21 protein-coding genes are annotated in these 26,761 nt (G+C 73.2%); 10 read left to right on the top strand and 11 right to left on the bottom strand.

Annotated features, from left to right (window positions below; genetic code table 11):
• Positions 1-33 precede the first annotated feature (33 nt).
• The 4 genes from ACWC5C_RS15735 to ACWC5C_RS15720 all read right to left on the bottom strand — a co-directional run bounded on the left by ACWC5C_RS15735 (position 34) and on the right by ACWC5C_RS15720 (position 5,239).
• The gene (locus ACWC5C_RS15735) at positions 34-1,248 is read right to left on the bottom strand and encodes a hypothetical protein (RefSeq protein ID WP_450875957.1); all 1,215 of its coding nucleotides are present in this window, start codon (positions 1,246-1,248) and stop codon (positions 34-36) included.
• Positions 1,230-1,958, bottom strand: a complete 729-nt coding sequence (locus ACWC5C_RS15730; protein ID WP_450875956.1) for an ABC transporter ATP-binding protein — start codon at positions 1,956-1,958, stop codon at positions 1,230-1,232. The genes ACWC5C_RS15735 and ACWC5C_RS15730 overlap by 19 nt, the downstream gene beginning before the upstream one ends.
• Positions 1,959-2,100: 142 nt before the next feature.
• Positions 2,101-3,744 (bottom strand): thiamine pyrophosphate-binding protein, encoded by a 1,644-nt coding sequence (locus ACWC5C_RS15725; protein WP_450875955.1) that lies wholly within the window; start codon positions 3,742-3,744, stop codon positions 2,101-2,103.
• 31 nt (positions 3,745-3,775) lie between these two features.
• Positions 3,776-5,239, bottom strand: a complete 1,464-nt coding sequence (locus ACWC5C_RS15720) for a sodium:solute symporter (RefSeq protein ID WP_450875954.1) — start codon at positions 5,237-5,239, stop codon at positions 3,776-3,778.
• A gap of 109 nt (positions 5,240-5,348) precedes the next feature.
• Between ACWC5C_RS15720 and ACWC5C_RS15715 the strand changes: the two genes are divergently transcribed.
• Positions 5,349-6,791: a PucR family transcriptional regulator gene (locus ACWC5C_RS15715; protein ID WP_450875953.1), complete on the top strand. Its 1,443-nt coding sequence runs from the start codon at positions 5,349-5,351 to the stop codon at positions 6,789-6,791.
• A 395-nt stretch (positions 6,792-7,186) separates the two neighbouring features.
• Here ACWC5C_RS15715 and ACWC5C_RS15710 read toward each other — a convergent pair whose 3' ends face one another.
• Together ACWC5C_RS15710 and ACWC5C_RS15705 are read right to left on the bottom strand one after the other, a co-directional pair.
• Positions 7,187-8,548: an aspartate aminotransferase family protein gene (locus ACWC5C_RS15710; RefSeq protein ID WP_450875952.1), complete on the bottom strand. Its 1,362-nt coding sequence runs from the start codon at positions 8,546-8,548 to the stop codon at positions 7,187-7,189.
• A gap of 2 nt (positions 8,549-8,550) precedes the next feature.
• Positions 8,551-9,024: an Lrp/AsnC family transcriptional regulator gene (locus ACWC5C_RS15705; RefSeq protein WP_385439452.1), complete on the bottom strand. Its 474-nt coding sequence runs from the start codon at positions 9,022-9,024 to the stop codon at positions 8,551-8,553.
• A gap of 178 nt (positions 9,025-9,202) precedes the next feature.
• Here ACWC5C_RS15705 and ACWC5C_RS15700 point away from each other — a divergent pair, with 178 nt between their 5' ends.
• Positions 9,203-10,654: a gamma-aminobutyraldehyde dehydrogenase gene (locus tag ACWC5C_RS15700; RefSeq protein WP_450875951.1), complete on the top strand. Its 1,452-nt coding sequence runs from the start codon at positions 9,203-9,205 to the stop codon at positions 10,652-10,654.
• Between the two features lie 10 nt (positions 10,655-10,664).
• Here the strand turns inward: ACWC5C_RS15700 and ACWC5C_RS15695 are convergent, their stop codons facing one another.
• On the bottom strand, positions 10,665-11,354 hold the full coding sequence (locus tag ACWC5C_RS15695; RefSeq protein ID WP_450875950.1) for a glycerophosphodiester phosphodiesterase: 690 nt from the start codon (positions 11,352-11,354) through the stop codon (positions 10,665-10,667).
• Positions 11,351-12,373: an adenosine deaminase gene (locus ACWC5C_RS15690; RefSeq protein WP_450875949.1), complete on the bottom strand. Its 1,023-nt coding sequence runs from the start codon at positions 12,371-12,373 to the stop codon at positions 11,351-11,353. Before ACWC5C_RS15690 ends, ACWC5C_RS15695 begins: the two co-directional genes overlap by 4 nt.
• A 114-nt stretch (positions 12,374-12,487) precedes the next feature.
• On the opposite strand from ACWC5C_RS15690, the gene ACWC5C_RS15685 reads away from it, so the two are divergent.
• Complete coding sequence (locus ACWC5C_RS15685) at positions 12,488-13,402, top strand: DUF4190 domain-containing protein (RefSeq protein ID WP_450875948.1); 915 nt, start codon at positions 12,488-12,490, stop codon at positions 13,400-13,402.
• Here the strand turns inward: ACWC5C_RS15685 and ACWC5C_RS15680 are convergent.
• A complete protein-coding gene (locus tag ACWC5C_RS15680) occupies positions 13,348-13,974 on the bottom strand; it encodes an NADAR family protein (RefSeq protein WP_450875947.1) in 627 nt (208 codons plus the stop codon). The two genes, ACWC5C_RS15685 and ACWC5C_RS15680, sit on opposite strands and share 55 nt — an antisense overlap.
• 192 nt (positions 13,975-14,166) lie before the next feature.
• Between ACWC5C_RS15680 and ACWC5C_RS15675 the strand changes: the two genes are divergently transcribed.
• Genes ACWC5C_RS15675 through ACWC5C_RS15655 form a run of 5 tightly spaced genes read left to right on the top strand, consistent with a single transcriptional unit; the run spans position 14,167 to position 19,753 of the window.
• A complete protein-coding gene (locus ACWC5C_RS15675; RefSeq protein ID WP_450875946.1) occupies positions 14,167-15,414 on the top strand; it encodes a polyamine ABC transporter substrate-binding protein in 1,248 nt (415 codons plus the stop codon).
• A 25-nt stretch (positions 15,415-15,439) separates the two neighbouring features.
• The gene (locus tag ACWC5C_RS15670) at positions 15,440-16,600 is read left to right on the top strand and encodes an ABC transporter ATP-binding protein (RefSeq protein WP_450875945.1); all 1,161 of its coding nucleotides are present in this window, start codon (positions 15,440-15,442) and stop codon (positions 16,598-16,600) included.
• On the top strand, positions 16,597-17,526 hold the full coding sequence (locus tag ACWC5C_RS15665; RefSeq protein ID WP_450875944.1) for an ABC transporter permease: 930 nt from the start codon (positions 16,597-16,599) through the stop codon (positions 17,524-17,526). The genes ACWC5C_RS15670 and ACWC5C_RS15665 overlap by 4 nt, the downstream gene beginning before the upstream one ends.
• On the top strand, positions 17,526-18,320 hold the full coding sequence (locus ACWC5C_RS15660) for an ABC transporter permease (protein WP_450875943.1): 795 nt from the start codon (positions 17,526-17,528) through the stop codon (positions 18,318-18,320). The genes ACWC5C_RS15665 and ACWC5C_RS15660 overlap by 1 nt, the downstream gene beginning before the upstream one ends.
• 5 nt (positions 18,321-18,325) lie before the next feature.
• Positions 18,326-19,753 carry an NAD(P)/FAD-dependent oxidoreductase gene (locus ACWC5C_RS15655; protein ID WP_450875942.1) on the top strand — a complete coding sequence of 476 codons (1,428 nt, stop codon included), beginning with the start codon at positions 18,326-18,328 and terminating at the stop codon, positions 19,751-19,753.
• 11 nt (positions 19,754-19,764) lie between these two features.
• Here ACWC5C_RS15655 and ACWC5C_RS15650 read toward each other — a convergent pair whose 3' ends face one another.
• Both ACWC5C_RS15650 and gabT read right to left on the bottom strand, forming a co-directional pair.
• Positions 19,765-20,619 (bottom strand): phosphatase PAP2 family protein, encoded by an 855-nt coding sequence (locus ACWC5C_RS15650; RefSeq protein ID WP_450875941.1) that lies wholly within the window; start codon positions 20,617-20,619, stop codon positions 19,765-19,767.
• A 127-nt stretch (positions 20,620-20,746) separates the two neighbouring features.
• Positions 20,747-22,096, bottom strand: a complete 1,350-nt coding sequence (gene gabT / locus ACWC5C_RS15645; RefSeq protein ID WP_450875940.1) for a 4-aminobutyrate--2-oxoglutarate transaminase — start codon at positions 22,094-22,096, stop codon at positions 20,747-20,749.
• Positions 22,097-22,366: 270 nt separating this feature from the next.
• Between gabT and ACWC5C_RS15640 the strand changes: the two genes are divergently transcribed.
• Positions 22,367-24,553: an ATP-binding protein gene (locus ACWC5C_RS15640; protein ID WP_450875939.1), complete on the top strand. Its 2,187-nt coding sequence runs from the start codon at positions 22,367-22,369 to the stop codon at positions 24,551-24,553.
• 326 nt (positions 24,554-24,879) lie between these two features.
• Positions 24,880-26,619 (top strand): PucR family transcriptional regulator, encoded by a 1,740-nt coding sequence (locus ACWC5C_RS15635; RefSeq protein WP_450875938.1) that lies wholly within the window; start codon positions 24,880-24,882, stop codon positions 26,617-26,619.
• Positions 26,620-26,761: the final 142 nt, after the last annotated feature.

Raw genomic sequence — 26,761 nt, 5'->3', positions numbered from 1 at the left:
GAAGGGTCGGCGGGGTCGGAAGGGTCGGCGGGGTCAGGAGTGGGCGAACGGCATCGTCGTCAGCTGGGCCACGCCCCAGGCCACCGGCGCCAGCAGGAGCAGCAGCGCCCCACCGCGCAGCGCGGCCGCGCCCCGCAGCAGCCGGGCCGACGCGCCGAGGCGCAGCAGCGCTGCCGTGGTGCGCCGCCGTGCGCTCCGCGCCTCCAGCGCCGCCGTGAGCGCCGTGGCGAACGCGCACATCAGGACCAGGCCCACGCCCAGCTCCGTGAGCGGACCGAACCCATGGGGGCCGGGGCGACCGTGGGCCGCTCCGTGCGGCCACAGCGCTCCGTACAGCCCGGCGGCGACCGCGCACAGCACCCCCACCGGACGCCCGATCAGCCCCGCCTCCTGCTGCAGCACGCGCCCCGCGAGCAGCCGCAGCGGGCGCGGACGGCCCAGGGCCAGCAGCCGCCCGCAGCCGTGGACGAGGCCGGGCCCGGCCAGGACAAGACCGGTCACCGTCAGCGCCCAGCCGCCCACCATCTCGGGTGCGCTGCCGCCGAACCGCCCGGACAGGGGCATGGGGGACGGATGCGCCCCGCGCCCCGCGTACGCCCCCAGCGCGAGCCCCGCCGCGATCAGCGCGACGCCCCACGGCAGGGCGGCCGCCGCGCGGTGCGGCGGCGGGTGCGGCGAGCCGGTCGTCATGGTGGGGACGAACGGCCTCGGCGCCCCGGCCCCCGGCCGCCGGGGCCACAGCCCCGCCGCGCTCGCCGCGCCCGCCACCACCGGGACGACGGCCACCAGCGTGACCGCCCCGACCAGCGGCAACGGCCGCTCACCGCCGAGCGCGCGGCCCGCCGCGCCGCTGCCCGCCCACAGCAGCCACGAGCCGCCCACATCGCCGCGCAGATGGAGGAAGACCAGCAGGGCCAGCGCGCTCCCGGCCGCGCAGGCCGTCGCCGTCGCGGCGCCCGCCAGCAGCGCCAGCCGGGCCGGGCCGAGGCCCGCCGCGGCGAACCCCGCCCCCGGGCGGGTGCTGGGGTCGGCGCGGGCGACCGACATGGCCAGCTGCACGGTCGCGGCCAGCGGGACGACGCACCACAGCAGCCGCGCCAGCGCCCCGTCGGGGTCGGCCGGGTGGCTCGCCGCGAACGCCAGGGCGGACAGCAGCAGAAAGCTCGCGCCCGCCGCCGCGACGGCCACCAGCGACCGGCGCAGCAGGATCAGCGGATGGGAGCCGCGGGTCAGGCGGAGGCTGAGCACGCCGCGATGCCCTCCGCGTCGGGGAACGCCGCCGAGTCCACCAGGCGGCCGTCCAGCAGTGTCACGGTCCGGTCGGCGAGCGTCGCCACCTCCGGGTCCTGGGTGGCGAGGACGACGGTGATGCCGTGGGTCCGCGCCGCCGAGGTGAGCGTACGCAGCACCTGGGCGCGGTCGGCGCGGTGCAGCGGCGCGGTGGGCTCGTCGGCGAACAGCACGCTGGGCGTGGGGGCCAGCGCCCGCGCGATCGCGACCCGCTGACGCTGCGACTGCAGCAGCGCGCCGGGGCGCGCCCCGGCGCACTCCGCGACGTCGAGCCGCTCCAGCCATTCGCACGCCGCGCTCTTCGCGGCGCGCCGCCCGGTGCCGCGCAGCATCAGCGGCAGCGCGGCGTTCTCCCATCCGGTCAGCTCGGGTACCAGCTGCGGTTCGGTGTCGATCCAGCCGAAGTGGTCGCGCCAGAGCCGCTCGCGGCTCAGGGGGGTGAGGGAGTGCACGGAGGTGTCGTGGAACCACACTTCGCCGTCGTCCGGGAGGAACTGGCCCGACAGACACTTGAGGAGCGTGGTCTTCCCGCAGCCCCGGGGGCCGGTCACCGCCAGGATCTCGCCCTCGCGCGCGCCGACGGTGACACTGGCGAGGGCGGGCGAGCCGTCATGGGCGTACGACAGGGTGCGTGCCCGGAGCACGTCGTTGTCCGGCGGAGCCACCATCCAGAGCACCTCGCCTTACCTGCGATCGTCCCGTTCCCCCGACGGGGTGAACGAGGCCGGAGCCAATGGGTCACTGCACGGTAAGGACTCCCGCCGGGGCCCGCGCCTGAGGCTCGGCCGGGCGCGGGCCGGGTTCCTCCGATCAGCCCTGGTGCGGCTCTCCGAGGTGGGTGGGCGCGAACATGCGCAGACGGGCGGGGAGGACGACGACCGAGGGGCCCGGGGCGGCCAGCGCGGCCGCCAGGTCGGCGCGCAGCCGGTCGGGTGCGGTCCGTACGGCCGGTACGCCGAAGGACTCGGCGAGCGCGGTGAAGTCCGGGCGGGCCAGTTCGGTGGCGGTCGCCTCGCCGAACGCGTCCGTCATGTACTCGCGCAGGATCCCGTAGCCGCCGTCGTCCACGATCAGCCAGGTCACCGGCAGGTCGTACTGGCGGGCGGTGGCGAGTTCGGCGATCGAGTACATCGCCCCGCCGTCGCCCGACACGGCCAGCACCGGCCGCGTACGGTCCGCGGCGGCTGCCCCCAGGGCGGCGGGCAGCCCGTAGCCGAGGCCGCCCGCGCCCTGCGCGGAGTGCGTCGCGCCCGCGCGCGGGTCGAACGCGGACCAGGCCCAGTACGCGAGGATCGTCATGTCCCAGAAGCTGGGCGCGTCATCGGGCAGGGCGTCCCGTACGGCGCCCAGGACCCGCTGCTCCAGGTCCAGGTCCTGCGCCGCGATCCGCTCCCGTACGCGGGCCAGCAGGTCGGCCGCGATCTTGGTGCCGGTCGACTCCGGGCGGGGCGGGACGGCGGCGGCGAGGGCCGTCAGGGCGAGGTGAGCATCGGCGTGGATGCCGAGGGCCGGGTGGTTGGATTCCAGCTTGCCGAGGTCGGCCTCGATCTGGACGAGCTGACCTCGGGGGCGGAACGTGTGGTAGTTGGACGAGAGTTCGCCGAGCCCCGAGCCGACCACGAGCAGGACGTCCGCGTCCTCCAGCAGATCCGTGGTGTGCCGGTCCTCCATCCAGGACTGGAGGGAGAGGGGATGGTCCCAGGGGAACGCGCCCTTGCCGCCGAACGTGGTGGCCACGGGGGCGTCCAGGCGCTCGGCCAGCGCGCGCAGTTCCTCGCACGCCCCCGCGCGGACGACCCCGCCCCCGGCGAGGATCACGGGCCGTTCCGCCGCGCCCAGCAGCCGCGCGGCCCGCTCGGTCAGTTCCGGCCGGGGCGGCAGCGGGCGCGGCGCGGCGGTCAGCGTGGTGACGGGCGGTACGGAGGTGGGGGCGAGCAGGACGTCCTGCGGTATCTCCAGCCACACCGGGCCCGCCGGTGCCTCCAGGACGGACGCCCAGGCGGCGGCGATGGCGGACGGGATCTGCGAGGCCGTGCGGACCGTGTGGACGGACTTGACGATGTCGCGGAACGACGCCTTCTGGTCGGTCAGTTCATGCAGATATCCCTTACGGCCGCCGCCGAGCCCCGGGGTGGGCACCTGGCTGCCGATCCCCAGCACCGGCGCGGACGCCGCGGCCGACTCCTGCAGCGCGGCGAGGGTCATGAGCGCGCCGGGCCCGGTGGACACCAGCAGCGGGGCGACGGAGCCGGTGACGCGGGCGAAGGCGTCCGCCGCGAACCCCGCGTTGTTCTCCACGCGCAGGCCGATGTAGTCGAGGCCGGAGCGGCGCAGAGCGTCGAAGGCGCCGAGCGCGTGCTGTCCGGGGAGCCCGAACACGGTGGTCGCGCCGAGTGCGGTGAGGGATTCGACGACGAGATCGCCGCCGTGGCGCTCGCCCTGTGCGGTGCCCATGGAGTGGCCCTTCCTGGTGGTGGTGTGGGGACTACGCGTTCGCCGGGGCCGGTGTTTCCGCGTCCGGGTCCGGGGACGGGGCGCCGGACAGGCGGCGCTGCCAGGCGTCCAGGACCGCCGCGTCCGTCGGCCTGGTGGACAGGCTCACCGTCACGTACACCACGAGCGAGGCCAGCAGGCCGATGTAGATGGGCTCGCTGGCGAGGATGCCCTTCCAGACCATGAGGCCGATCACCGTCAGACCGCCCACGGTCACCGAGGCCAGCGCTCCCGTACCCGTGCCGCGCTTCCACAGGAGGCCGCCCAGGATCGGTACCAGCAGCCCGCCGACCAGCACGTTGTAGGCGACGGTCAGCGCCTCGACGACGTCGTTCAGCACGATGGAGATCCCGACGACCGTGACGCCCATGACGAGGATGAAGAGGCGGTTGCCCGCGACCTCGTCGTGCGAGGCGGCGGCGGGGCGGCCCCGGAGGCGGGCCCAGATGTCGTTGTTCGCGACCGTGGCGCAGGCGATGAGCGCGCCGGAGGACGTCGACATCACCGCCGACAGGGCGGCGGCCAGGACCAGGCCCTTGACCCCGACCGGCAGGGCGTCCTTGACGATGGTCGCGAACGCGTCGTCGGGGGAGCCGAGATCGGGGTAGAGGACCTTCGTCGCCGTACCGATGACCGCTCCGGCGACCGCGTAGGCCAGACAGTACGTACCGGCAGCGGTGCCGCCGATGCGGGCGACCTTGTCGTCGCGGGCGGTGAAGACGCGCTGCCAGATGTCCTGGCCGATGAGCATGCCGAAGGAGTAGATGAGCACATAGGTGAAGACCGTCTGCGCGCCGATGCCCATGGGGGAGAAGTAGCTGTCCGGCAGTTCGGCCTTCATCGCGGCGAAGCCGCCCGCCTTGATGACGGCGATCGGCAGCAGCAGGAGCAGCACGCCTATGGTCTTCACGACGAACTGCACCATGTCGGTGAGCGTGATCGACCACATGCCGCCGAGCGTGGAGTAACAGATCACGATGGCCCCGCCGAGCACGATCGCCACGACCCGGTCGAGACCGAAGATGACGTCGAAGATGGTGGCGTACGCGATGGTCGAGGTGACCGCGAGCATGAGGGTGTACGCCCACATCACGATGCCCGAGATCAGCCCGGAGAAGCCGCCGTAGCGCAGGTCCAGCATCTGGCTGACCGTGTAGACCTTGAGGCGGGCGATGCGCGCGGAGAAGAAGACGGACAGCGCGAGCAGACCGAGGCCGATGGTGAGGACCATCCAGGCGCCCGAGAGCCCGTACTGGTAGCCGAGGCCGACGCCGCCGATGGTGGAGGCGCCGCCGAGGACGATCGCCGCCATCGTCCCGGAGTACATGGCGGGGCCGAGGCGGCGGCCCGCGACCAGGAAGTCGCTGGTGGACGTGGTGCGGCGCATCCCCCACCAGCCCAGCGCGAGCATGCCCGCGAGATAGACGACGATCACCGTGTAGTCGGCAGCGCTCATGGTGGGCTCCTCAGCGGGGGGACGGTGACCGAGACCCTAGGGTGTCGCCGAGGAGGCCGGGAAGTGTACGTTTCCTCCACTCGTGGTTCCCGGGATGGAGGAAACGGCCATGCCGCCGACAGTGCCCGTGCCCCTCGCCGTCCTGCTGGACCACCCCGGTCTGGGGCTGCGACAGGTCGCCGGGCCGCGCGGGGAGGCGCCGGTGTACCTGGTGCACACGAGCGAGATGGAGGATCCCGTTCCGTATCTGCTGGGCGGTGAACTGCTGCTCAGCGCCGGGGTGCACGGTCCGGAGGCGACCGACGCGTACTGGGACCGCTATGTGGCCCGTACGGTCGAGGCGGGCGCCACCGCGCTCGGGTTCGGCATCGCGCCGGTGCACGAGGAGGTGCCGCGGGCGCTGGCCGAGGCGTGCGACCGGCATGGGCTGCCGCTGGTGGAGGTGCCACGGGAGACGACCTTCACGGCCGTCGCGAGCGCCGTATGGGACGCCATGGCCGAGCGCCGCCACCAGGAGCTGCGGCGGATCACCGAGGTGCAGCAGTCGCTCGCGGCCGCCGCCGCGCGGCCCCACCCCGTCCCGGCCGTACTGCGCCAACTGGCGCGGCACCTGGGCGGATGGGCCGTGCTGTACGGGCCGGACGGAGCGGAGCTGGCGGCGGCGGGATCCCGGCCGTCCCCGGAGGTACGTACCGCGCTCGCCTCGCTGGCCGCCCGGCTGCGCGCGGGCCCGGCCTCGGCCTCGGGCACGGCGGACGGCGCGTCCCTGAGCGCGTACGGCCTGGGCGGGCCCGAACGGCCGCTCGCCCTGGGGGTGTGCGCGCCCCGGCGCGACGCGACCGAGGGCACGGTGGGGGTGGCCATGGTGCTGCTCGCGCTGCTGACCGGGCGCGCGACGGCCGACGCCGGGGCCGAACGCACGGCGCTGGTACGGCTGATGCTGGGCGCCGAACCCGCCGATGTCGCCGCGCTGTTGACCGGCGCGGACCTGTGGACCGTGGTACGCGGGCGCCGCCGTGGGCGAGGCGGAGGCGGAGACGACGGGCTGCTGGCCGTGGCGGCCCTCGCCGCCGGGCTCGGTACGCCCCTGATCGACCTGGACGGGGACGACCTGTGCGCCCTGGTGCCCGGCGCCGCCGAGGTCCGTGCCCAGCCCGGCTGGACCCTGGGCACCGGGGCGCCGGTGCCCGCCGACGGGCTGGCGCACGGCGGCACCGACGCGGCCCGCGCGCTGCGCCGCGCGGTCGCGGAGCGGCTGCCGGTGGTACGGCACGCCCCGGAGCCGGGCGGCGTCGCCTCGCTGGTCGACCCGGCCGAGGCCCAGGCCCTGGGCCGCACCCGGCTCGCCCCGCTGGACGGGGCCCCGGCCCTGCGCGAGACGCTGCGGATGTGGCTGTCGCTGCACGGCAGTTGGGACCGTACGGCGGTGGCACTGGACATCCACCGCAACACGGTCCGCCAGCGCATAGCCCGCGCCGCGGCCCTGCTGGAGGCGGACCTGAGCGACGCGGACGTACGCATGGAACTGTGGTTCGCCCTCAAGTGGCAGTGAGGCCGCGTCGTCCTGGCGCCGGTTCGCCGTCTCCCGCGTGCGGACGCCGGTCCGCCGCGTGCCGCCCGCCCGTGGACCGGGACCGCGCCGCTGGCGGAACCGGCGGCCGGGGCCTGGTGGCGGGGTGCCGGGTCGCCCGCAGGAGACGACGGCGCTTCGCCGACCGCCCCGGGCGAGGTGGAGGCCGAACTCGCGTTCGGCCTCGGCCTGTTGCCGGAGGGGTGCCACCGCTGGCCGGAGCGTGGGCCGCGTACCCCGTTCGCGCCGAGGGCGCCGCGTCCCGGCTGTGGCCTGGGCCGCGTACTGCGTCCGCGGCGCCCCGGCCGCGGGGTCCAGGGGCGGAGCCCCTGGGTTCGGGAAGGGGCGGGGTGGGGAAGAGCCACCCCGCCCGCGCGTCAGAGCTTCGTCCACGCCTCCGTGAGCACGGCCCTCAGCACCTGCTCGATCTCGTCGAACAGCGCCTGGTCCGCGATCAGTGGCGGGGCCAGCTGGATGACCGGGTCGCCTCGGTCGTCGGCGCGGCAGTAGAGGCCGTTGTCGTACAGCGCCTTGGAGAGGAAGTCGTAGAGGACGCGTTCGGTCTCGTCCGCGCTGAACGACTCCTTCGTGGCCTTGTCCTTCACCAGCTCGATGCCGTAGAAGAAGCCGTTCCCCCGCACGTCGCCGACGATCGGCAGATCGTGCAGCCGCTCCAGGGTGGACCGGAACGCGCCCTCGGTGTCCAGCACATGCTGGTTCAGGCCCTCGCGCTCGAAGATGTCGAGGTTGCTGAGGGCCACGGCGGCCGAGACGGGGTGGCCGCCGAAGGTGTAGCCGTGGAGGAAGGTGTTGCCGCCCCGGTAGAAGGGCTCGGCGAGCCGGTCGGAGATGACGCACGCGCCGATCGGGGAGTAGCCGGAGGTCATGCCCTTCGCGCAGGTGATCATGTCCGGGACGTAGCCGAACTTGTCGCACGCGAACATCGTGCCCAGCCGCCCGAACGCGCAGATGACCTCGTCCGAGACGAGCAGCACGTCGTACTCGTCGCAGATCTCGCGCACCCGCTGGAAGTACCCGGGCGGCGGCGGGAAGCAGCCGCCCGCGTTCTGCACCGGCTCCAGGAAGACGGCGGCGACGGTGTCCGGGCCCTCGAAGAGGATCTGCTGCTCGATCTGGTCGGCGCACCAGCGGCCGAACGCCTCCGGGTCGTCGCCGTGGATGGGCGCCCGGTAGATGTTGGTGTTGGGCACCTTGTGGGCGCTGGGGACCAGCGGCTCGAAGGGGGCCTTGAGCCCGGGGACGCCGGTGATCGACAGGGCGCCCTGGGTGGTGCCGTGGTAGGCGACCGCCCGGGATATGACCTTGTGCTTGGTGGGCTTGCCGGTGAGCTTGAAGTACTGCTTCGCCAGCTTCCAGGCGGTCTCGACGGCCTCGCCGCCGCCGGTGGTGAAGAAGACCTTGTTGAGGTCGCCGGGCGCGTGCTGGGCGAGCCGCTCGGCCAGTTCGACGGCCTTGGGGTGGGCGTAGCTCCACACCGGGAAGAAGGCCAGCTCCTGCGCCTGCTTGTAGGCGGTCTCCGCGAGTTCGGCGCGCCCGTGACCGGCCTGCACCACGAACAGCCCGGCGAGGCCGTCGATGTAGCGCTTGCCCTTGTCGTCGTAGATGTACGTGCCCTCGCCGCGCACGATCGTCGGCACGGGGGCGTTCTCGTACGACGACATGCGGGTGAAGTGCATCCACAGGTGGTCGTACGCCGTCTTGGAGAGGTCCGCGCTCATGGCTATCTCGTTCCCCAGGTGTAGGTCTGCTTACGGAGCTTGAGGTAGACGAAGCTCTCGGTGGAGCGCACGCCGGACAGCGTCCGGATCCGCTTGTTGATCGTTTCAAGGAGGTGGTCGTCGTCCTCGCAGACGATCTCGACGAGGAGATCGAAGGAGCCCGCGGTGACGACCACGTACTCGACCTCTTCCATGGCGGTCAGCGCGTCCGCGACCGGGTCGAGGTCGCCGTCGACGTGGATCCCGACCATCGCCTGGCGCCGGAACCCCACGGTGAGGGGGTCGGTGACGGCGACGATCTGCATCACGCCCTGGTCGAGCAGCTTCTGCACGCGCTGCCGCACCGCTGCCTCGGACAGTCCGACGGCCTTGCCGATGGCGGCGTAGGGGCGGCGCCCGTCCTCCTGGAGCTGCTCGATGATCGCCAGGGATACGGAGTCGAGCGACTGCGTGCCGTTCTTATCAGGTGTGGCCACGACCCTCACTGTGCACGAGCCTCGACTGTCTGGCAACCCTCGATCAATGAATTTCGTTGTCGCGGTGAGTTTAATTCACTGATTCCGTTGTTCTGGTGTGGCGGGTATGTTGAAAGCGTCGTCCCCGAGACTAGGGTGGGTGTCTCACCCATCGGACAGCTGACAGGAGGGGTGGCACGTGACCACCGAGCTGCGTCGTTTGCGCAACTACATCGACGGGGAGTTCCGGGACGCCGCGGACGGGCGCACCACGGAGGTGGTCAACCCGGCCACGGGCGAGGTGTACGCCACGGCGCCGCTGTCGGGAGCGGCCGACGTGGACGCGGCGATGGCCGCGGCCGCGGCCGCCTTCCCGGCCTGGCGCGACCTGGTGCCCGGCGAGCGGCAGAAGGCCCTGCTGAAGATCGCCGACGCCTTCGAGGCGCGGGCGGAAGAGCTGATCGCGGTCGAGTCGGAGAACACCGGCAAGCCGATCGGGCTCACGCGGGACGAGGAGATCCCGCCGATGATCGACCAGATCCGGTTCTTCGCGGGCGCGGCACGGATGCTGGAGGGCCGCTCTGCCGGTGAGTACATGGAGGGGCTGACCTCGATCATCCGGCGCGAGCCGGTCGGGGTGTGCGCGCAGGTCGCGCCGTGGAACTACCCGATGATGATGGCCGTGTGGAAGTTCGCGCCGGCGCTGGCGGCGGGCAACACGGTCGTCATCAAGCCCTCCGACACCACCCCGGCCTCCACCGTGCTCTTCGCCGAGATCATCGGCGGGGTGCTGGCGGAACTGGGCCATCCGCAGGGCGTCTTCAACGTCATCTGCGGCGACCGGGACACCGGGCGGCTGATGGTCGAGCACGACGTGCCCGCCATGGCGTCCATCACCGGCTCGGTGCGGGCCGGTATGCAGGTCGCGGAGAGCGCGTCGAAGGACCTCAAGCGGGTCCACCTGGAGCTGGGCGGCAAGGCGCCGGTCGTGGTCTTCGAGGACAGCGACATCGCCAAGGCCGTCGAGGACATCTCGGTCGCGGGCTTCTTCAACGCGGGCCAGGACTGTACGGCGGCCACCCGCGTGCTCGTCCACGAGTCGATCCACGACGAGTTCGTGACCGCGCTGGCCAAGGCCGCCGCGGACACCAAGACCGGGGCCCCGGACGACGAGGACGTGCTGTTCGGCCCGCTCAACAGCGCCAACCAGCTGGCCCAGGTCAGCGGCTTCATCGAGCGGCTGCCCGCGCACGCCAAGGTCGAGGCGGGCGGCCACCGGGTCGGCGAGAAGGGCTTCTTCTACGCGCCCACCGTGGTCTCCGGGCTCCAGCAGGACGACGAGATCGTCCAGCACGAGGTCTTCGGGCCGGTCATCACCGTCCAGTCGTTCTCCGACGAGGCCCAGGCGGTCCGGTACGCCAACGGCGTGGAGTACGCGCTCGCCTCATCGGTGTGGACCAAGGACCACAGCCGCGCGATGCGGATGTCCAAGGCGCTGGACTTCGGCTGCGTCTGGATCAACACCCATATCCCGCTGGTCGCCGAGATGCCGCACGGCGGATTCAAGAAGTCCGGTTACGGCAAGGACCTGTCGGCGTACGGCTTCGAGGACTACACCCGCATCAAGCACGTGATGACGTCGCTGGGTTGATCCTCCGGGCTCAGCGGCGGCTGAGCAGGGCGCAGAGGGTGCCGATGCGGTTGGTGGTGATCGCGTCGGCGCCCGCGCGCAGCAGCCGCGCCATCGAGCGGCGGGTGTCGGCGGTCCAGGCGGAGACCAGCAGGCCGTCCGCGTGGGCGCGTTCGACCAGGCCGGGGGAGACCAGGCCGAAGCGGTAGTTGAGCCAGCGGGGGCGCAGATCGGCCAGCAGGGTGGGCCGGGGCGGCGCGAGGGTGGTCCAGGTCAGGGAGATCTCGGCGCCGGGTTCCGCGCGGCGCACCCGGCGCAGCGCGGACAGTTCGCCGCAGTAGTACACCCGGTCGGCGGCCCCGGCCTCGCGCACCTCGGCGACGGCCGCCAGGGCCGCCGACGCGTCGGGCAGGTCGATCAGCAGCCGGGCCGGGCCGGTCGCGGCGAGCGCGTCGCGCAGCGTGGGTATGCCCCCGCCGGACAGCTGCCGCACCTCGTCGGCGGTCAGCGCGGACAGCGGCCGGTCGTGCCCCCAGAGCCGTTTGAGGGTGGCGTCGTGCAGCAGGACCGGGACGCCGTCCCGGGTCAGCCGGACGTCGATCTCCACCGCGCCCGCCCCGGCGCGCACCGCCGAGCCGAGCGAGACCAGGGTGTTCTCGCGGTGGGTGTACGGGTCGCCGCGGTGGCCGACCGGTATGAAGGCCGCGCCCGCCGCCGTCATCGGGTCATGACCGCCGTGTAGGCGTCGATCTCCGCGGCCAGCCGCGCCTTGCCCGGCGCGTCCAGGAAGGACGCCTCGACGGCGTTCTTCGCGAGCGCCGCCACACCCGCCGCGTCCAGGCCGAGCAGCCGGGCGGCGACCTCGTACTCGGTGTTGAGGTCGGTGCCGAACATCGGCGGGTCGTCGCTGTTGATGGTGACGAACACCCCGGCCTCGACCAGCTGCTTGATGGGGTGCTCGTCGAGGGTGGCGACCGCGCGGGTGGCGATGTTGGAGGTCGGGCAGACCTCCAGCGGAATGCGGTGCTCCGCGAGATGGGCCAGCAGCTTCGGGTCCTGGACGGCGGTGGTGCCATGGCCGATCCGCTCGGCGCGCAGCTCGGTGAGGGCGTCCCAGATGGTCTGCGGTCCGGTGGTCTCGCCCGCGTGCGGAACGCTGTGCAGCCCGGCGGCGATGGCGCGGTCGAAGTACGGCTTGAACTGCGGGCGCGGCACGCCGATCTCGGGCCCGCCGAGGCCGAACGAGACCAGCCCCTCGGGGCGCAGGTCGCAGGCGATGCGGGCGGTCTCCTCGGCGGACTGCAGCCCGGCCTCGCCGGGGATGTCGAAGCACCAGCGCAGTACGGTGCCGAACTCGGCCTCGGCCGCCTTGCGGGCGTCCTCGATCGCCTCGGTGAACGCGGCGTCCGGAATGCCGCGCCGGGTCGAGCTGTAGGGGGTGACGGTCAGCTCGGCGTAGCGGATGTTCTGCCGGGCCATGTCGCGGGCGATCTCGTAGGTGAGCAGCCGCACGTCCTCGGCGTCGCGGATCAGGTCCACCACGGAGAGATAGACGTCGATGAAGTGCGCGAAGTCACGGAAGACGAAGTAGTCGGCCAGCGCCTCCGGGTCGGTGGGCACCTTGGAGTCCGGGTGGCGTGCCGCCAGCTCGGCCACGATGCGCGGGGACGCCGAACCGACGTGGTGGACATGCAGCTCCGCCTTGGGCAGTCCGGCGATGAAGGCGGTGAGATCGGTCAACGAGAACCTCCGGGTGACGGCCGCTTGCGGCGGGCTCCGGTCATCGTAGACGCGGCCCTACGGGGCGGTAGCGCCAGGCCGTAGCATGGGCGGACATCGCTGTGGGGGAGATACATGGCTGACCAGCCCGACCAGCACGACCAGCCGCGGCAGCCGGAGCCGCGCGACCACGACCCCTGGGCCCCGCCGGCCCCGCCGGCCCCGCGCACATCGTTGGACAAGCCGTCGTCCCGGCCCTCGGTGGCCGAGCAGCAGACGCTCACCTCGCTGCCCACGGGCCCGGCCGTCCCGCCCCCGCCGCGCGTGCCGGGGCCCCCGCCTCCCGCCCCCGGGCCGCCGCCCGCCGCGCCGGGACCCCCGCCGGGCGGCCCGACCCTGCCGAGCGGCGCGACCTTGCCGAGCGGCGCGACCCCGCCGGGCGCGGTGCCCCCGCCGCCGCCCGCCCCGACCGGCCCGGGCACCCCGAGCGCGTACCAGGGTTCGCCGTACGGCACCGGCGGTTACGGTCAGCCGGGCTACGGGGGCCAGGCCCCGTACGGCGGGCCCGGCTACGGCTACCCCGGCGCGGCGTACCCCGGCTACCCGGGCACCGCCCAGCCCGGCCACCCCGGCACGGCCTATCCCGGCACCGCTTACCCCGGTGCGGGCTACCCCGGCGCGGGCTATGCGCAGGGCTGGCAGGCGGGCGGTCCCTCGATGCCGAACAACGGCACCGGCACGGCCGCCCTGGTGCTCGGCATCATCGGCCTGGCCTTCTTCGCCAGCGTCGTGCTGGGCATCATCCTCGGCGTCCTCGCGATCATCTTCGGGGCGATCGGCCGCGCCAAGGCGGGCCGGGGTGAGGCGACCAACGGCAACGTGGCCCTCGCCGGGCTCATCGTCGGGTCGGCCGCCGTGGTGGCGGGCGTGGTGATGATCTTCGTCTATGTCGCGGCCGCGGACGGGGACAGCTCGGATGACACCGACGACTCGGGCTACGCGCGGATGTCGGTCGTGCGGCTGGTGCCGTCCGCCGATATGAGCCGCTGACGCGCCTCCATCAGCGCGAAGCCCAGCAGATTGAGCCCGCGCCAGCGGGCCGGGTCCGCCGCCCGTTCGTCGTCCGCCGCCAGCCCGATGCCCCATATCCGGTCCACCGGGCTGGCCTCCACCAGCACCCGGGTGTTGGTCCCGAGCAGATAGTCGCGCAGCGGCGGATGCTGCCCGAACTTGTGCACACTGCCCTCGACGACCAGCGCGAAGCGGTGCTCCCGCCACCGCGCCTCGTCGAAGCCGCGCACCGAACGGCCCGCGTCCTTGGCCTGCTTGGGGTGCGAGGCGGCCAGCGCCCGCCGCTCGGCGTCCCCATCCCCGAACAGCCGCGCCTTCCCGGCCATCATCCAGTGCTCGGCGGTCGGGTAGGTGACGCCGTCCACCTCGAACGGCGCGGGCCACCACTGACTGAAGCACCCCGAGCCCACGCCCCCGTCGCGCCGCGGCCGATGGCCCCAGAAGTACACGTACTTGACGGTCTCGCCGCGCGCCGCCCGGTCCACCAGCTCCTTGACCGAGCGCGGTCCGCCGCCCGCCGTGGCCGGTGCCGTCGCCCCGTTGATCTCCATGTCCGGGATTCTCGCACCGGCCACCGACAGCGGCCCGGGCGGCGGGGCTGGTTACGGCCGGGTGTCGTCACCGAATCCGTTGCGCAACCAAAAAGCAACGACGAAATCCCTTGTTGAGGCAAGGGTGCTCTGTCAGGATCGGCCTTCAATCGTGGTCGGAGGCACGCCGCTCTTCCTCGAAAGGCACCGCGTATGGAATCACGGCACGAGCCCGAGAGCCTGTCCGCGCCCCAACTCGCCGCGATCCGGCGCAGCATGACCGGCGGCCGCATGGCGCTGTCCCGCCGCGCCCTGCTGCGCGCGGGCGGCGCCGGAGCGTTCGCCGCGGGCGGGCTCGGGGCGCTCAGCGGCTGCGGCATCCCGCCCGCCGGGCGGACCGGCGCCGACAGCGCCGCGGACGATCACTCCGCCGAGGAGAAGAGGGTCACCTTCTCCAACTGGACGGAGTACATGGACGAGACCAAGGGCGGCCGCCGCCCGACCCTGGAGGAGTTCCGGCGCCGCACCGGCATCACGGTGAAGTACACCGAGGACATCAACGACAACGTCGAGTTCTTCGGCAAGATCAAGCCGCAGCTCGCCGCGGGCCAGGACACCGGCCGCGACCTCATCTGCGTCACCGACTGGCTGGCCGCCCGGATGATCCGGCTCGGCTGGGTGCAGACCCTGGACGCGGCCAACCTGCCCCACGCCTATACGAATCTGGCGGCGGAGTTCCGCGACCCGGACTGGGACCCGGGTCGCGCCCACTCCTACCCCTGGACCGGCATCCCCGCCGTCATCGCGTACAACAAGAAGGCCACCGGCGGCCGCGCCGTCACCTCCGTCTCCCAGCTGCTGGACGACCCTCGGCTGAAGGGCCGGGTCGGCCTGCTCACCGAGATGCGCGACACCGTCGGGCTGACCCTGCTCGACATGGGCAAACGGCCCGAGGACGTCACCGCCGACGACTTCGGCGCGGCGATCGCCCGCCTCCAGAAGGCCTCCGACCGGGGCCAGATCCGCCGCTTCACCGGCAACGACTACACCGGCGACCTCACCCGGGGCGACCTCGCCGCCTGCGTCGCCTGGGCCGGTGACCTGATCCAGCTCCAGGCGGACAACCCGGAGATCGAGTTCGCCATCCCCGACGCCGGTTACATGACCGCCACCGACAACCTCCTCATCCCGGCCAAGGCCCGCCACAAGAAGAACGCCGAACGGCTCATCGACTACTACTACGAGCCCAAGGTCGCCGCGAAGATCGCCGCCTACATCAACTACGTCTGCCCGGTCGACGGCGTACGCGCCGAACTCGCGAAGATCGACAAGGAGCTGGCGGACAACCCGCTGATCCTCCCCGACGCGGAGATGGCCGCCAAGTCCCATGCCTTCCGCTCCCTGTCGAGCAAGGAAGAGACGGCGTTCGAGGACGCGTTCGCCAAGCTCACCGGCGCCTGACGGCCTGACACGCGAGGAAGCCCCCATGACCCAGCCCACCACCAGCGGCGGCGACGTACGGCTCGACCGGATCAGCAAGACCTACGGGTCCTTCACCGCCGTCCACCCGCTCGACCTGCGCATACCCGCCGGTTCCTTCTTCGCCCTGCTCGGCGCCTCCGGCTGCGGCAAGACCACCACCCTGCGCATGATCGCCGGACTGGAGGAGCCCACCACCGGCACCATCCGGCTCGCCGGGGACGACGTCACCGCCCTCCCGCCGCACCGGCGGCCGGTCAACACCGTCTTCCAGAGCTACGCCCTCTTCCCGCACCTCGACATCTACGAGAACGTCGCCTTCGGGCTGCGCCGCCGGGGCATCAAGTCGGTGAAGAAGCAGGTCGGGGAGATGCTGGAACTCGTCCAGCTCGGTGACTTCGCCCGCCGCAGACCCCAGCAGCTCTCCGGCGGCCAGCAGCAGCGCGTCGCGCTCGCCCGCGCACTGATCAACCACCCCCGGGTGCTGCTCCTCGACGAGCCGCTGGGCGCGCTCGACCTCAAGCTGCGCCGTCAGATGCAGCTCGAACTCAAGCGCATCCAGACCGAGGTCGGCATCACCTTCGTCCATGTCACCCACGACCAGGAGGAGGCCATGACCATGGCCGACACGGTCGCGGTGATGAACGGCGGCCGCGTCGAGCAGCTGGGCGCCCCGGCCGAGCTGTACGAGAGCCCGGGCACCACCTTCGTCGCCAACTTCCTCGGCACCTCCAACCTCATCGAGGCCGAGATCACCGACAAGAGCGGCGGCGACCTCCTGCTCACCGCTGCCGGAGGCCGTCTCGCCCTGCCCGCCGGGCGATGTCGCGCCCCCGCCCGCACCGGAGCCACGGTGCTGGTCGGGGTGCGCCCCGAGAAGATCTCCCTCACCCCCGCCGAGGACACGGACGCCGTCCCCGCGGCCCGCAACCGGATGACCGGCCGCATCGCGGACGCCAGCTTCCTCGGCGTCTCCACGCAGTACGTGGTGGCCACCCCGGACGGCGCCGAGCTGGCCGTCTACGAGCAGAACATCGAGCGCGACCCCCGGCTCGTCCCCGGCGCCGAGGTCGTCCTGCACTGGAACCCCGCCCACACCTTCGGCCTCGACCCCGCCCAGGGCATCGGCGCGGGCACCGACACCGCTGCCGACGGGGAGGCGGCGTGAGCGCCACGGCCACCGAGGCGCGCGACGCGGCCCCCGCCAGCGCCGCGCCCCGCAAGACGCCCGTACGCAAGCGGCTGGTGCCCTACTGGCTGCTGCTCCCCGGCATCCTGTGGCTGCTGGTCTTCTTCGTGGCCCCGCTCGTCTACCAGGCGTCGACGTCCGTCCAGACCGGCTCCCTCGAAGAGGGGTTCCGGGTCACCTGGCACGTACAGACCTACTGGGACGCGCTCACCGAATACGCCCCGCATTTCCTGCGCTCGGTGCTGTACGCGGCCACCGCCACCGTGCTGTGCCTGCTGCTCGGCTATCCGCTCGCGTACCTCATCGCCTTCCGGGCGGGCCGCTGGCGCAATCTGCTCATGGTCCTGGTCATCGCGCCGTTCTTCACCAGCTTCCTGATCCGCACGCTCGCCTGGAAGACGATCCTGGCCGACGGCGGCCCGGTGGTGGGGGCGCTGAACTCCCTGCACCTGCTGGACGTGACCAGCTGGCTGGGGATCACCGAGGGGCAGCGGGTGCTGGCCACGCCGCTCGCCGTGGTGTGCGGGCTGACGTACAACTTCCTGCCGTTCATGATCCTGCCGCTCTACACCTCGCTGGAACGCGTCGACGGCAGGCTGCACGAGGCCGCCCGCGACCTCTACGCCCGCCCCGTCACGGTCTTCCGCAAGGTCACCTTCCCGCTGTCCATGCCGGGCGTCGTCGCGGGCACCCTGCTCACCTTCATCCCGGCCGCGGGCGACTACATCAACGCCGAGCTGCTGGGCGCCACCGACCAGAAAATGATCGGCAACGTCATCCAGTCGCAGTTCCTGCGGGTACTCGACTACCCGACGGCCGCCGCGCTGTCCTTCCTCCTCATGGCGGCGATCCTCGCCATGGTCACCGTCTACATCCGCAAGGCAGGGACGGAGGATCTCGTCTGATGGCCCTCATCCGCTGGATACGGCGCAACCTGGTGGTCCTCGCGGGGCTCGCCACCCTCGCGTATCTGATCCTGCCGAACGTCATCGTCCTGGTGTTCTCGTTCAACAAGCCGAACGGCCGCTTCAACTACGCGTGGCAGCGGTTCTCCACCGACGCCTGGACCGATCCGTGCGGCGTCGCCGACCTGTGCGGCTCGCTCGCGCTGAGCCTGCGGCTCGCGGTGTGGGCCACGCTCGGCGCGACCGTCCTCGGCACGATGATCGCCTTCGCGCTGGCCCGCTACCGCTTCCGGGCCCGCCCCGCGGTCAACAGCCTGATCTTCCTCCCGATGGCGATGCCCGAGGTCGTCATGGCCGCCTCCCTCGCCACGCTCTTCCTCAACATGGGCGTCGGCTTCGGCTTCTGGACGATCCTCATCGCCCACATCATGTTCTGCCTGAGCTTCGTCGTCACCGCCGTCAAGGCGCGCGTGATGAGCATGGACCCCCGGCTGGAACAGGCCGCCCAGGACCTCTACGCCTCCCCGGCCCAGACGTTCCTGCGCGTCACCCTGCCGATCGCCGCCCCCGGCATCGCCGCCGGTGCGCTGCTGTCCTTCGCGCTCTCCTTCGACGACTTCATCATCACCAACTTCAACGCCGGATCGACCGTGACCTTCCCCATGTTCGTGTGGGGATCCGCGCAGCGCGGCACCCCCGTCCAGATCAATGTGATCGGCACGGCGATGTTCGCCGTCGCGGTGCTGTGCGTCCTCGCCGGTCAGCTGGCCGGTTCCCGCCGCAGAAGGAGCTGACCGCCATGGAAGCTCTCGCCGACGTCGCCTACACCCCGTACTGGCTGGACGACCCCGCACGGCCCCGCCCGCGCCCCGCCCTGGTCGGTGACGAGCACTGCGATCTGCTCGTCGTCGGCGGCGGCTACAGCGGGCTGTGGACCGCCCTGACCGCCAAGGAGCGCGACCCCGGCCGCGACGTGGTCCTGGTCGAGGCGCGGGAGGCCGGATGGGCCGCCTCCGGCCGCAACGGCGGCTTCTGCGCCGCCTCCCTCACCCACGGCCTCGGCAACGGCGCCGCCCGCTGGCCGCGTGAACTGCCCGAACTGGAACGGCTCGGCCACCGCAACCTGGACGCCATCGAGGCCGCCGTCGCCCGCTACGCCATCGACTGCGACTTCGAGCGCACCGGCGAGATCGACGTCGCCACCCGGCCCCACCAGATCGCCGGACTGCGCGAGACCGCCGCCCAGGCCGCCGCGCTCGGCGTCGCCGAGCCGCAGTACCTGGACCGCGACGCGGTGCGCGCCGAGGTCGACTCGCCCACCTTCCTCGCCGGGCTGTGGGACCGCCGGGGCGTGGCCATGCTGCACCCCGCCAAGCTCGCCTGGGGGCTGAAGCGGGCCTGCGCCGAGCTGGGCGTACGGATCTACGAGCACACCCCGGCCGAGCAGCTGAGCCGCGCCGGGACCGGAGCGGCTGGAACCGGAGCGGCTGGAACCGGCACGTCCGGGATGCTCGTGCGCACCCCGTACGGCCGGGTGCGGGCCCGGCAGGTCGCCCTGGCCACCAACGCCTTCCCGGCCCTGGTCCGCCGCGTCCGCCCGTACATCGTCCCCGTCTACGACCACGCCCTGATGACCGAACCGCTGACCGCCGCGCAGCTCGCCGCGATCGGCTGGCAGCGGCGGCAGGGCCTCAGCGACACCGCCAACCACTTCCACTACTTCCGCATCACCGCCGACCACCGCGTCCTGTGGGGCGGTTACGACATCGTCTACCGCTACGGCGGCGGGGTGCGCGCCGAATACGATCACCACCCGGCCACCTACCGCACCCTCGCCCGGCACTTCTTCCGCTGCTTCCCGCAGCTGGAGGGCGTGCGGTTCAGCCACGCCTGGGGCGGCGCGATCGACACCTGTTCCCGCTTCTCCGCGTTCTTCGGCAGCGCACACGGCGGACGCGTCGCCTACGCCCTCGGCTACACGGGCCTCGGCGTCGGCGCGAGCCGCTTCGGCGGGGACGTGATGCTCGACCTGCTGGCCGGTGAGCCCACCGAGCGGACCCGGCTGGAGATGGTGCGCAGCAAACCGCTGCCGTTTCCGCCGGAACCGGTCCGCTGGGCGGGGATCGGCCTCACCCAGTGGTCGATGAGCCGGGCCGACGCCAACGGCGGACGGCGCAATCTGTGGCTGAAGGCGATGGACCGGGTGGGGCTGGGCTTCGACAGCTGAGGCGATCGCTGTCAGGTCGTAGGCCCGCCGTTCCGTTCGCGTACGCGGAGCACTACCCACAGCAGGACGCCGCACAGACACCAGCTGCCGACCACATCCAGCGGCCAGTGGTACGCCCGGCGGACCAGGCCCACCCCCACCGCGAGGTTGAGCAGGACGACGGCGCCGATCAGCCACCCCCGGAGCCACCCCCGGGCCCGCCCGCGCAGGAGGGGGAGCAGCAGCACGGCCGCCGCGCCATAGGCGACGGCGGCCGTCGCGGCATGGCCGGACGGGAAGAATCCGGTCTCGCCCGCCAGCGGGCCGGGCGGGCCCGGGCGGTCGAGCAGCGCCTTGAGCGGTGCGACCAGGGCCGGGACCGCCGCCATCGCCAGCGCGGCGGCCAGCGGCCCCGGCCACCACCGGAGTGCCGCCGCCCGGGCCCGCCACACCGCGCAGGCGAGCGCGGCGAGGAGGACCGGGAGCGCCACCGCCGTATCGCCGAGGTCGGCGAGGAACTCCGCGGCGGGGGAGGGGAAGGGCGATCCGGCGATCGCGCGGCCGAGCCGCTCGTCGAACGTACGCAGCGGACCGTGGACGGCGACCTGCCAGGCGCACAGCGCGAACACCGCCAGCAGCGTGGCGGGGAGCGCGAACGTGAGGAAGACAGACGGCGACCCCGGAACAGGGGGGGTGGTTCCGGGGCCGCCGTGGCGATCGGTGTGCCGCACGCCCCGGGGGGTTTGGGGCGGGCGGCCGTCCGATCGGTGAGGAGATCCGGAGCCGGAGGCTCCAGTGGTGTGCGCGAGGGCACAGCCGGGTCGGAGCTGGGGAAGCACCGGCTCGGCATCGCCCGCAGTCCCCTGCGAGCGGGGTGTTTCTCTCATCTGGAATGACCGTACGGCAGCGAGAGGCTGTCGGACAGGCCGATCACCCACCTGTCATGGGCCCCGCACATCTTCTTCACGCGGCTCGACGATCCACCCACAGTCACCGCTCGTGTCACCGGTGGCTCTACAGCTCGGCGAAGGCACTTTCGAGGACGTCCAGCCCCTCGTTCAGCAGGTCCTCACCGATCACCAGCGGCGGCAGGAAGCGCAGCACGTTGCCGTACGTACCGCAGGTCAGCACCAGCAGACCGGCGGCGTGGCAGGCCTTGGCGACGGCCGCCGTCGCCTCCGGGTTCGGGTCCTTGGTGCCCGGCTTCACCAGTTCGACGGCGATCATCGCGCCGCGGCCGCGGAGGTCACCGATGATGTCGTGCTTCTCCTGCAGCGCGGACAGGCGGCCCTTCATGACCTCCTCGATGCGCTTGGCCTTCGCGTTGAGGTCCAACTCGCGCATCGTCTCGATCGCGCCCAGCGCCGCCGCGCACGCCACCGGGTTGCCGCCGTAGGTGCCGCCGAGGCCGCCGGAGTGCGCCGCGTCCATGATCTCGGCGCGGCCGGTGACGGCGGCCAGCGGAAGGCCGCCCGCGATGCCCTTGGCGGTGGTGATCAGGTCCGGGACGATGCCCTCGTCCTCGCACGCGAACCACTGGCCGGTGCGGCAGAAGCCGGACTGGATCTCGTCCGCGACGAAGACGATGCCGTTGTCCTTCGCGAACTCGGCGATCCGCGGCAGGAAGCCCTTGGCCGGTTCGATGAAGCCGCCCTCGCCGAGGACCGGCTCGATGATGATCGCGGCCACGTTCTCCGCCCCGACCTGCTTGCTGATCATGTCGATGGCCTGCGCCGCGGCCTCCTCGGCGCAGTTCTCCGCGCCCGTCAGCCAGCGGTAGGGGTAGGCGACCGGCACGCGGTAGACCTCGGGCGCGAAGGGGCCGAAGCCGTGCTTGTACGGCATGTTCTTGGCGGTGAGCGCCATGGTGAGGTTCGTCCGGCCGTGGTAGCCGTGGTCGAACACGACGACCGCCTGGCGCTTGGTGTGCGCGCGGGCGATCTTCACCGCGTTCTCGACGGCCTCCGCACCGGAGTTGAACAGCGCCGACTTCTTGGCGTGATCGCCCGGCGTGAGCCGCGCCAGCTCCTCGCAGACCTCCACGTACCCCTCGTACGGCGTCACCATGAAACAGGTGTGCGTGAAGTCCGCCAGCTGCGCCGTCGCCCGGCGCACCACGGCCTCGGCGCTGGAGCCGACCGAGGTCACGGCGATGCCGGAGCCGAAGTCGATCAGCGAATTGCCGTCCACGTCCTCGATCACCCCGCCGCCCGCGCGCACGGTGAAGACCGGCAGCACACTGCCCACACCACCGGCGACCGCCGCGGTCTTGCGGGCGAGCAGCTCCTGCGACTTCGGGCCGGGGATCGCGGTGACGACGCGACGCTCCTGGGGGAGGGACGGGCCTCCGGACAGTTCGGTCATGAGGTACTCCACGGGATGAAAGGGGCGTGACAGGGGCTTTACTCGCAGGCTAGGCGCGCGGCGTGGGAAGCGGCATGTTCCGTTCGGGAGCAGTGCGGGTGGTGCGTTGTCCGCGGCGGCCATAGCCGCGGCCCGGCCGTCACCTCGGCACGTCATGAGGTGCCACCCCGGTGGGGTCGCTGAACTCCCCGGGCGGGAACACTAGATTGAGCGGTGGCGCGGTGGCGCGAAACGCAGAGGCACAGCCGGTCAGGGGGCAAGGGGTAGCAGATGGACACCGAGGGTACGTACGACTCCCGCAACACCCGACCCACCCCACCCCCTCACCCCCCCACCCCGCCCCGGGTGCCCCCGGCGGCCCCGGCGCCTCCAGCGGCCCCTGCGGTGCCGCCGCCGATGCCGCCGGGCGCGCCGGTCCCGCCGGGCGCGCCTGCGGCATCCGGCGCCCGGCCGTCGTTCGCCGCATGGCTGCGGACTCCGCGGGCCGAGGGGGCGGGGCCGGGGGTGTGGGCGTATGGGCACCGGCCCAAGCCGCCGGAGGATCCGGAAAGGATCCCCGGGCGACGCCTGATCAGTGGTGCGTTGATCTCCGGCCTCTGCGGGTGGCTGGTCTGGTCACTGCTCTGGAACGGATACCTCGGCGGCTACTGGCTGTGGCCGATGTACTTGCTGACCCCCGACTCGTGGTACGAGCGCGGGGGAAACACGGACGCGGGCTGGTGGGCCCAGCGCATCTATATCGGCGTCTGCGTCGCCGCCCTCGCCGTCCTCTTCGGCCGCGTAGGCCACTGGGGCGAAGTCTGGCGCCGCTACGTCACCCCCGTCTTCCGGCGGGCCTGGGACGAGACCGACGCGGCGGCCGAGCCGAGTCGGCCCGAGGCCGATCCCGTCGAGTGGCCGCATCTGCGGGCCGCCGGGGCGCACGGGGCGGCCGACCGGCTGGCGGCCGAGGCGCGGGCCGGGGCGATGAACGACGTCGACCACGCCCGCATCGAGCACGCCTGGCAGTCGGTCCGGGCCGGACGGAACTCCCTCGCATCGTTCACCGACACCGTGCTGCGCCACGGCGCCGCCTCGCACGGCCATCCCTCCGGGGCTCGGGACCTGCCCGCGCGCACGGCCGAGCACGATCTGCTCGCCCACCAGGTCCGCCTCGGTACCGCCGTCGACGATCTGCGCAATCCGTACCAGCACCGCGGCGCCGGGCTCGCCCTCGACCCCGAGGTGCTCGGGACCTCGCTGCTCGCCGTCGGGCCGCCCGGGTCGGGGAAGACCGGGCGGCTGGTGCGGCCCGTCGTGGAGTCGCTGTGTCTGCAGGCGCTCGCCGGGCGGGTCGCGGTGGTGGCCGTGGGGGCGGCGGGGGCGGGCCTGGGGCCCGACGAGGCGTTCGACGTCGTCGTGAAGATCGGCCGCCCCGATTCCGCCTACGACTTCGACCTCTACGGCGGCACCACGGACCCCGACGAGGCCGCGGGCATCCTCGCCGAGGCGCTGATCGGCGACATGGCCGCCTCGCTGCCCGGGGGCGACAGCCGACGGGCAGCCACAGCGCTGGCCCAGCTGCTCGGCCCCTATCGCGCCGCGCACGGCCGCTTCCCGTCCGTGCCGGAGCTGCGGGAGCTGCTGGACGGCGCGAAGACGGCGGTCGGCGCGCTGCGCGAGGCGCTCGACGCGGCGGGGGAGCGGGCGCAGGCGCGCGAGCTGGAGGCGCGGGTACGGCAGTCCGGGGCGCCCGGGGACGCGGGCGCGCTGCTGGCGGACCGGATCGCGCTGCTGGACCGGCCCGCGTTCGCCAACTTCTTCGACACCACCGGTGACCGCCGTCCGTTCTCCCTCCGCGCGCTCGAACACCCGCTGCGGGTCCGCATCGATCTGCCGGAGCGCGGGCACGCCGAGGCGTCCCGCATGCTGGCCCGTCTCGTGCTCGCGCAGTTCTCCGAGTGCGCCGCGGGCCGCGCCGACCGGTCGCTCTTCGCGTGCCTGGTCCTCGACGACGCGTCGCACACCATCACCCCCGAGGCGCTGCGCGGTATCCAGCGCCTCCGCGCCGCCCACGCGGGCGCGGTGCTGACCCTGCGTACCCTCGACGACGTCCCCGAGGCGCTGCGCAGCGCGCTGCTGGGGGCGGTCGGGTGCCGGATGGCCTGCGCCGGGGTGACGACGTGGGACGGGGCCCGGTTCGCGGAGGTGTGGGGGACGGAATGGGTCGAGACCCGGGACGTCACGGACCGGCAGATCATCTCGGACGAGCCGTTCACCAAGGTCCTGCACTTCATCCGCAAGGTGGTGACGGGGAAGGCGGTCACGACCCAGTCCGTGACGGTGCGGAAGGTCGAGCGCGAGCGCTGGTCCGCCTCGGAGCTGGCGCACTCGGTCCCCGCCGGACACGCGGTGCTGTCGGTGACATCGGTACGAGGCGAGGGCGGCCCCCCGGTACTGCTGGACCTGCGCGGCTGAGCGGCTGAGCGGATAGGCCCGGCGGGGCGGGGCCGGGGGCTCTTCCCCACCCCGCCCCTTCCCGAACCAGGGGTCGACCCCTGGACCCCGCACGGCCCGAGCAGGGCGGCGGGCCCGCACACCAGGCCCGCACTCCAGGCCCGCACCCCGGGCCCCGCGCACCGAGCGTCGGCCCGGTCGATCCGGCCGGGGCTCTGTCCGGCGTGCCGGGTGCGGGGGCTCTCGGCGCGGATACCACGGATTCGTCCATTGAGGCAGAATCGGCAGTAGCCGTTCATACGGGGCGGTGAAGTCGCATTCGTCGTCGCATCCGCATCGAAGGTGCCATGCCTCCCACGCTCGCCTCACTCGTCCACCACACCGCGCTCAAGCTGTCCGTCCTCGCGGGAGAGGACCGGCTGGAGACGCCGGTGCGCTGGGCCCATGTCAGCGAGCTGGCCGACCCCGTGCCCTATATGGAGGGCGGTGAGCTGCTGCTCATCACCGCGATGAAGCTGGACGCCGACGACCCGGACGCGATGGCCCGCTACGTCCGGCGGTTGGTCGGCGCGGGGGTGGTGGGGCTGGGGTTCGCGGTCGGGGTCGCCTATGACGAGGTGCCGGGGGCGCTCGTGGCCGCGGCCAAGGAGGAGGGGCTGCCGCTGCTCGTGGTGCCGCGGCGGACGCCCTTCATCGCCATCAGCAAGGCCGTCTCGGCGGCGATAGCCGCCGACCAGTACCGCGCGGTGACCGCCGGGTTCGAGGCGCAGCGGGAGCTGACCCGGGCCGCGATCGGCGCCGAGGGGCCCGCCGCGCTGGTCGCCCGGCTCGCCGCGCACGTCGACGGCTGGGCGGCGCTCTACGACGCCTCCGGCTCCGTGGTCGCCGCCGCACCCGACTGGGCGGCCCGCCGCGCCGCCCGCCATACGGCCGACGCCGAGCGGCTGCGCGCCCGGCCCGCCCCGGCGAGCGTCGTGGTCGGCGGGGGCGGCGCGGAGCCGGGCGGCGAGGCGACGGACCGGGTGGAGCTGCAGTCGCTGGGTACGGGGCGCCGTACCCGTGGCGTCCTCGCGGTCGGTACGGGCGCGCCGCTGGGAACCGCCGAGCGCTACGCCGTCCACTCGGCCGTGGCGTTGCTGACCCTCACCACCGAGCGGTCCCGGGCCCTGCGGGAGGCCGAACAGCGGCTGGGCACCGCCGTCCTGCGGATGCTGCTCGCGGGGGAGCCGGACCATGCGCGGGCGGTGGCCGGGCGGCTGTACGGGGGGCTGCTGGACGCCCCGTTCCGGATGCTCGTCGCGGAGGCGGTGCCGGGCGGCGGTACGCAGACCTCGCACCAGCAGCACGGCGCGTACGCGGCGGACGAGACAGCGGCGGAGGCGTCGGCGGACGCGGAAACAGGCGGCGGCACGCCGGGCGACCCGGACCGCGCCGACCCCCTCGGGGTGCTCGTGGACGCCATGGAGGCCGCCGCGGCCCGCACCGGCGAGGCGGTGCTCGTCGTGCCCGACGGCGAGCGGCTGATCGTGCTGGCCCCGGACGGCGGCGCCGCGGTCGCCGTCTGTGCTGAGCACGCCGAGGCGATCGAGAGCCGCCGTGGTGCGGCGACCCGCCCCCGCGAGCGCGCCGCCGCGGCCCCGGGCGGCGACCTCGTCGTCGGCCTGTCCGCCCCGGCGGGCCCCATCGCGGCCGCGGCCGCCTACCGGCAGGCCGAGCAGGCCCTGTCGGTGGCCCGGCGGCGCGGCCGGGTGCTGGTCGAGCACGAGCACGTGGCGGCGGGTTCGCTGCTGCCGCTGCTCGCCGACGACGCCGTACGGGCCTTCGCGGACGGCATGCTGCGCGCCCTGCACGACCATGACGCGACGGGCCGCGGTGACCTGGTCGCCTCCCTGCGCGCCTGGCTGTCCCGGCACGGGCAGTGGGACGCGGCCGCCGCCGACCTGGGCGTCCACCGGCACACCCTGCGCTACCGGATGCGCCGCGTGGAGGAGATCCTGGGCCGCTCCCTCGACGACCCGGACGTCCGCATGGAACTCTGGCTGGCCCTGAAGGCCACGGCCCCGGCGACACCCACGCTGAAGTCCTGAGGTCCTGAAGTCCTGAGGTCCGACAGACCACACGCCATTGCGGTGTGCCACGGGCACCGACTGCGCCGCCCCGGACAAACGCGCCGCGCGGCCCGCGCGCCTACGGTGGGAGCAGAGAGACATCCGCACCATCACCCCACCA

This window comes from Streptomyces sp. NPDC001700 (assembly GCF_053596435.1).
Note: the sequence above shows the minus strand (reverse complement) of the source record. Positions and strands in the feature narration are given on the sequence as shown.